We start from the raw sequence: 6,397 nt of genomic DNA, 5'->3' as shown, positions 1-6,397 counted from the left end.
GCAGATCCTCCAGCCCCTTCGATTGCTCGTCGGTGATCGGAAAGATCACCGTCCCCGACAGGGTCGAATCGCGGTGGCGATGCACGCGCACCGCGCCGGTGGGCGGATGCTCCTCGTCCATATTCTTGGCATCGGCGGCGGTGGCGAAGGGCGGCTCGGGGGCGAGCTTGAGTTCGCGCCGCGCGGTGATGATGCCCTCGCGAAACGCGATCGAGGAGATATGCCCCTCCCCCACCGCGCGCAGCGACATCACGATGCGCTGCGATCCCTTGGGCATCCCCGACTGATCGTGATGCGCCACCACGCTGGGGTTCATCAGCGCCGCGGCGGCATAACTGTATTCCAGGCAGAAATAGGCGCCGATCAGCTGGCGCTTCACATCGCCGATCTTGCCGCTGTCGAGATCGTGCTGCGCCGCGATCTGGTCGTAGCGCGCCATGAACACACGCCGCGTCTGCCAGTGCCGCGCCTCGAAATCCTTGAGCACCGCCTCGAGCTGTTCGCTGGCCTCGTCCTCGGTCATTTCGAGCACGACGCCGATCAGCCGCTGCGAGCGGCTGATCCCCGAGCCGTTCGATTGCCAGCCGAGATGGAACGGCCGCACCACGACGCGCGATGGGTCGGCGTGCAGCCGCAACCGGTGGTTGAAAATCTCCAAAACTCGCCTCGCCGTATCGCCTTGCCGATGCGGCGCCCGCCCGTCAGGCGACCGCGCGTCTTTGCCCTGCCACGCCGGCACCCGTTTTTGAAAGCCTTGAAATCGCGCAAGAGGCCAATTGCAGCGCGAGAATCGATTCGGCGCCCTGATTGCGGTTGAGCCCGGTCGGCATCAGCCCGTCGAAACAGCCGCCATCGGCCGCAGTCGCCAAAGGCAGGTCGAGGTCGTTCCCGCCGAGGAACCAGCGATAGGCGCGGTTGGCCTCGTCGATCCATTTGGTCTCGCCGGTCGCGGCAAAGGCCGCGCTGCACGCATCGATCGTCGCCTGCGCCTCCAGCGGCTGCTGATCGAACGGCAGCGGCTCGGCATAGACGCGGCCGAAGCTTTCGGTGCCGACCGCGCGGAAATGCCCGCCCGGCGCGGTCTGCCGCGCGACGATCCAGTCGAGCGTCTCAATCCCGCATGCCACCAGATCGTCGCGCCGCAATGCCAGGCCCGCGCGGATCATCGCCTCGGGCAATCGCGCATTGTCATAAGCGAGCACGATCTCGAACCATTGCCAGTCGGGCCGGCTGGCGTGATCGAGCAATGACAGATGCTCGTCGGGAAACCGCTCCAGGATCGCGCGCGCGAGCGGGTGCCCCGGGGACGCTTCGATCATCGCCGCCGCCCCGAGCATCGCAAAGGCCTGCGCGCGCACGCTGCCGAGTTCGAGCCCGAGACTGGCGGTGTCGCCGAACAGCGCGGTCGCCCAATCGCGATGCTTATGTTCCCGCGCATCGCGCGCGGTGACCCCGAGGGCCCAGAGCGTCCGGCCGTTCGAATCGTCCGACCCTTCCTCTTCGCACCACGTCCGGTCGTAGTTCATGAAATTGCGGAAGCGGCGCTTTTCCGGGTTCCACGCATATTGGACGAACGACGCATAGACCGTCATCCACTTGTCGCGCCGCACCGGATCGAGCGGCTCGATTGCGCTCATCAGCATCAGCGCGCGCGCATTGTCGTCGATGCAATAGCCGTGGCGACGATCGGGGACCGAGTAGATCGCATGCTGATACATCCCGGTCCGGTCGCTCATCCGCTCGACCGCGGCGAGATCGGGCGCGAGCGGCGCCGCCTGCGCGGCGCCTTTGGTCAGCCGCTTAGGGCGCGCGGAGATCACCGTCTCGATCTCGCTCATCGCGCGCTCGGCGAGCCGCGGCCAGATCATCGTCCGCCCGCGCGCATAGGCCCGCGCGGAAAGCTCGGTCCGCGCCTCCTCGCTGTCGAGCAGGCGATTGATCTCGCGGGCGAAACCGGCCGAATCGCGGAAATCGACCAGCACGCCGTGCCCATCCGCCAATATCTCGGTCGCATGCGCATAAGGGGTGGAGATCACCGGCTTGCCCACGCCAACGGCATAGCTCAGCGTTCCGCTCGTGATCTGCGTCGGATTGAGATAGGGCGTGACGTAAAGGTCCGCCGCCTGCAGATAATCGATCAATTCGTCATGCTCGACGAAAGCGTCGATGAACGACACGCGGTTCGCCACGCCCTTTTCCCGCGCCAGTTCCTGCAACCGCTCGCGATAGGATTCGCCCTCGCGCGCGACGAGATTGGGGTGGGTCGCGCCGAGCACGACATAGAGCGCGTCGGGATGCCGCGCGATCACCTCGGGCATCGCGCCGATCACCGTCTCGATCCCCTTGCCGGGGGCGAGCAGCCCGAAGGTGAGAATCACCTTGCGCCCCACCCAGCCGAAACGCGGCTTGAACTGCGCCGGATCGGTGAGCTCACGGTCTGGCACGCCGTGCGGGATCGTGATGATCGTCCGCGGATCGGCGCCATAGACGCGCCGCAGGATTTCCTGCCCGCGCGCCGCCATCACGATCACGCGCTGCGCACGGCGCAACAGCCCTTCCATCACCGCACGCTGATGCGCATCGGGGTTTTCGAGCACGGTGTGGAGCGTCACGATCAGCGGCAGCGTCGTGCGATCGAGCAGCGAAAGGATATATTCGCCCGCCGCGCCGCCGAAGATGCCATATTCGTGCTGGAGCCAGATCGCCTGCGCGCCCGATGCCTCGATCCGCCGCGCCGCATCGATATAAGCGGCGCGATCCTGCTCGGGGATCGCCGCGGTGACCTCGGGGGGATAGTCGTAGCTCCCCGGGTGATCGTCCATCGCATAGACGTCGATCCTGACCCCGGGAAAACTGCTGCCGAGCGCACGGAATGTATCGGTGGTATAAGTTGCCAACCCACATTTGCGCGGCAGAAAATTACCAATCAACGCAATATGTTTGACGCTACCGCGACCCACGGTCGCGCCTCGAGTTTCTCCTGCCATTGCCTCGCCTTCGCTATCGCACGTTGCGGGCCGTTCACCCGCTGGACAGGATTGAAACAGGCGAGACCGATGTTGGTTGCAAAAATTGTGCAACGCAATATCAGCCGACTCGGCGGATCGCGATCAGCCGCGCCCGCGATAAGGCGGAACACCCTGATCGGGCACCCACAATTCGGCCGGCGGCGCGCCCGTCTGCCAGAAAACGTCGATCGGGATGCCCCCGCGCGGATACCAATAGCCGCCGATCCGCAGCCACACCGGCTTCATCTCCTTCGCCAGCCGCTCGCCGATCCCGACGGTACAATCCTCGTGGAAGGCGGCGTGGTTGCGGAACGAGCCGAGGAACAGCTTGAGCGACTTGGATTCGACGATCGTCTCGCCGGGGACATAATCGATCACCAGATGCGCGAAATCGGGCTGGCCGGTCACCGGGCAGAGCGAGGTGAATTCGGGCGCGACGAAGCGCACCGCATAGAGGCGCCCCACGCGCGGGTTGGGAACGTAATCGAGCGTCGCCTCGTCCGGGGACGCGGGAAGCGTGCTGGCCTTGCCGAGATGCAGTGTCATGCCGCGCGAGATAGGCGCGGATCGGGCGCGGCGCCACTCCCCCTACCCTCGTCATTCCCGCGAAGGCGGGAAGTTGGGCGTGAGTTCAACGCTTCTTCGCCTTCTTCGGCGGCGCGCCCTTGACCAGCGAGCTGAGCTGGCAGCGCTGCCCACGGACGATCAGCGTGGCATAGCGATCGAGCGTGTCGGTGCCGCGCGTCTCGATCCCGATCCGCTCGGCGAAGGGCAAATCGGTGCACGGCCCCATCAATTGCGCGTGATACCAGTCGAAGCCGTTGACCTGCAGATAGACCGCGTCGCGCCCGTCGGCGCGGAAATCGGTGATATTGCGGTTGGCGAAGGGGACGCTGACCTCCTTCGCATCATTGCCGTGCTTGACCTCGCCGGCCCGCGCCGTCGCCGCCAGCCCGATGATGGCGACCGCAGCCAAGATGCCCGATTTGACCATGATGCTCGCTCCATTCTGCGGGAATGATCATCGCTTACAGGTCGTTTACCGCGGCTGAATTGCGTGCGCGCCGCGTCGCGCTAAGGAAGCGGACATGGAATCGCTCGTCTCCACCGAATGGCTCGCCGGTGCGCTCGGCGCCCCCGATCTGCGTATCGCCGATTGTTCCTGGTTCCTCCCCGGCGAGGGGCGCGACGGCGCGGCCGATTATCGCGCGGCGCATATCCCCGGCGCGGTGTTCCTCGACCTCGCCGATATCGTCGATAGCGCGCATCCCGCGCCGATGATGCTCCCGCCGCCCGAGAAATTCGCCAGCCGGATGGCGAAGCTCGGGATCGGCGACGGGGTGCGCATCGTGCTCTACGACGATTCGCCGCATCGCACCGCGGCACGCGCGTGGATGATGATGCGCAGCTTCGGGGTGCCCGATGTCGCGATCCTCGACGGCGGGCTCGGCAAATGGCGTGCCGAGGGCCGCCCGCTTTCCGCCGAGACGGTGACGCCGCGCGCGCGCCATATGACCCCGCGCGCGACCGGCATCGGGGTGCGCGATATCGCGGCGATGCGCGAAAACCTCTCCTCCCGCGCCGCGCAGGTGGTCGACGCTCGCTCGCCCGCGCGCTTCGCCGGCGAGGAGCCCGAGCCGCGCCCCGGGGTTGTGCCCGGGCATATCCCGGGATCGGTCAACATCCATTATGCGCGATTCTTCAACGCCGACGGTACGTGGCGGTCGCCCGCCGAGCTGGCGGCATCGTTCGCGAAGAGCGGCATCGACCCGGCGCGCCCGCTGATCGCGACCTGCGGCTCGGGGGTCACCGCCTCGATCGTTGCCTTCGCCGCACATCTGCTCGGGCATGACGCGGCGGTCTACGACGGCAGCTGGGCCGAATGGGGCGCCACCCCCGATGCGCCAAAGGAGACCGGCCGGTGAGCGACGGACACGACAAGATCGGCGACGCCACCCGCGTCGTTGCGGCCGGGCGCCGCGCCGAATGGACCGCGGGGGTGGTCAACACCCCGGTCTGGCGCGCCTCGACGATCCTTTACGACAATGTCGCCGATTTGCGCGCACGCGCCGGGCGCGACACCCACCACCGGCTATTCTACGGCCGCCGCGGCACCCCGACGCAATGGAGCCTCGCCGACGCGCTGACCGAGCTCGAACCGGGGGCGGAGGCGACCTTCCTCTATCCTTCCGGGGTCGCGGCGATCGCCGCCGCACTGCTCAGCATACTCTCGCCGGGGGACGAATTGCTGCTGGTCGATTCGACCTATGACCCGACCCGCAGTCTCGCCAACGGGCTGTTGAAGCGGCTGGGGATCACGACGCGCTATTACGATCCGCTGATCGGCGCCGGAATCGCCGATCTGATCGGCGAGCGGACCAAGGCGATCTTCATGGAAAGCCCCGGCAGCCTCACCTTCGAGGTGCAGGACGTGCCCGCGATCGTCGCGGCGGCGAAGGCGCACGGCGTGGTGACGCTGCTCGACAATACCTGGGCGACCCCGCTCAACTTCCGCGCGATCGAGCGCGGAGTGGATTATACGATCCTCGCCTGCACCAAATATGTCGTCGGGCATTCGGACGTCATGCTCGGGTCGGTGACCGCCGCCGCGGGGCGGTTCGCGAAATTGCGCGATACCAGCCACCAGCTCGGCCAGATCGCCAGCCCCGACGATGCCTGGCTCGGCAGCCGCGGGCTGCGCACGATGCAGCTCCGGCTCGAACGCCACGAGCAGAGCGCGCTCGCGATCGCGCGCTGGCTGGAAACGCGGCCCGAGGTGGCGCGGGTGCTCCACCCGGCGCTTCCCTCCTGCCCCGGCCACGACCTGTTCGCGCGCGATTTCGCCGGGGCGAGCGGGCTGTTCTCGTTCGTCCTGCAAGGCGGCGGCGAGGCGGCACGCGCCGCGCTGATCGACGGGCTCGACCATTTCGGGATCGGCTATTCGTGGGGCGGCTTCGAATCGCTCGCGATTCCGGTCGATCCGGAGAAATACCGCACCGCGACCAAGCCCGATTTCGCCGGCCCGATCGTCCGGCTCCAGATCGGGCTGGAAGATGTGAACGACCTGATCGCCGATCTCGAACGCGGGCTGGCGCGGTTCAGCGCGGTGCGGGGTTAAGCGGGCAAACCCGCTCGCCCTGAGCTTGTCGAAGGGCTGCCCTTCTTCATCGGAAGAAAGTGCAGGGCTTCGACAGGCTCAGCCCGAACGGGGAAAGGTAACCGCGATCTAAGCTTACTTCGGGGTCGCGGCGCGGGCGTCCTGGCCGTCGCCTTCGGGCGCGGCGACGATATCGCGGGTCGTCTGGCCCTTTTCGACCACATTGGTCTTGGGATCGCCGACCGACGAGCGGATGCCGGGCGCGGCGTCGCCGGCTTGGCTCACCGCGGCG

General features: G+C 67.0%; 5 protein-coding genes and 2 pseudogenes. 2 read left to right on the top strand and 5 right to left on the bottom strand.

From position 1 onward, the window contains the following. From BGN95_RS02765 to BGN95_RS02750, 4 genes and pseudogenes are all read right to left on the bottom strand, one after another. A pseudogene (locus BGN95_RS02765) lies at window positions 1–604 on the bottom strand (glycoside hydrolase family 130 protein); the annotation flags it as partial. A 97-nt stretch (window positions 605–701) separates the two neighbouring features. After that, window positions 702–2,987, bottom strand: a complete 2,286-nt coding sequence (locus BGN95_RS02760; protein WP_265312094.1) for a glycosyltransferase family 4 protein — start codon at window positions 2,985–2,987, stop codon at window positions 702–704. Between the two features lie 123 nt (window positions 2,988–3,110). Further along, window positions 3,111–3,554 carry a preQ(1) synthase gene (gene queF, locus BGN95_RS02755; protein WP_265268408.1) on the bottom strand — a complete coding sequence of 148 codons (444 nt, stop codon included), beginning with the start codon at window positions 3,552–3,554 and terminating at the stop codon, window positions 3,111–3,113. 85 nt (window positions 3,555–3,639) lie between these two features. After that, a complete protein-coding gene (locus tag BGN95_RS02750; protein WP_286771552.1) occupies window positions 3,640–4,002 on the bottom strand; it encodes a DUF6491 family protein in 363 nt (120 codons plus the stop codon). A gap of 94 nt (window positions 4,003–4,096) precedes the next feature. Between BGN95_RS02750 and BGN95_RS02745 the strand changes: the two genes are divergently transcribed. Both BGN95_RS02745 and metC read left to right on the top strand, forming a co-directional pair. After that, window positions 4,097–4,933, top strand: a complete 837-nt coding sequence (locus tag BGN95_RS02745) for a sulfurtransferase (protein ID WP_286771551.1) — start codon at window positions 4,097–4,099, stop codon at window positions 4,931–4,933. Next, a complete protein-coding gene (gene metC / locus BGN95_RS02740; RefSeq protein ID WP_286771550.1) occupies window positions 4,891–6,126 on the top strand; it encodes a cystathionine beta-lyase in 1,236 nt (411 codons plus the stop codon). The genes BGN95_RS02745 and metC overlap by 43 nt, the downstream gene beginning before the upstream one ends. Window positions 6,127–6,240: 114 nt before the next feature. Here metC and BGN95_RS02735 read toward each other — a convergent pair. Further along, window positions 6,241–6,397 (bottom strand): annotated as a pseudogene (locus tag BGN95_RS02735) (DUF3035 domain-containing protein); the annotation flags it as partial.

Origin of the sequence: Sphingomonas sp. 66-10, assembly GCF_001897045.1 — a bacterium.
GTDB lineage: Bacteria > Pseudomonadota > Alphaproteobacteria > Sphingomonadales > Sphingomonadaceae > Sphingomonas > Sphingomonas lycopersici.
This window is presented reverse-complemented; position numbering and strand designations above follow the sequence as displayed.

Excerpts from the sequence above, each read along its gene's own strand:
- BGN95_RS02760 (WP_265312094.1), bottom strand. The coding sequence starts at position 2,987 with ATGGCAGGAGAAACTCGAGGCGCGACCGTGGGTCGCGGTAGCGTCAAA.
- queF (WP_265268408.1), bottom strand. The coding sequence starts at position 3,554 with ATGACACTGCATCTCGGCAAGGCCAGCACGCTTCCCGCGTCCCCGGAC.
- BGN95_RS02750 (WP_286771552.1), bottom strand. The coding sequence starts at position 4,002 with ATGGTCAAATCGGGCATCTTGGCTGCGGTCGCCATCATCGGGCTGGCG.
- BGN95_RS02745 (WP_286771551.1), top strand. The coding sequence starts at position 4,097 with ATGGAATCGCTCGTCTCCACCGAATGGCTCGCCGGTGCGCTCGGCGCC.
- metC (WP_286771550.1), top strand. The coding sequence starts at position 4,891 with ATGGGGCGCCACCCCCGATGCGCCAAAGGAGACCGGCCGGTGAGCGAC.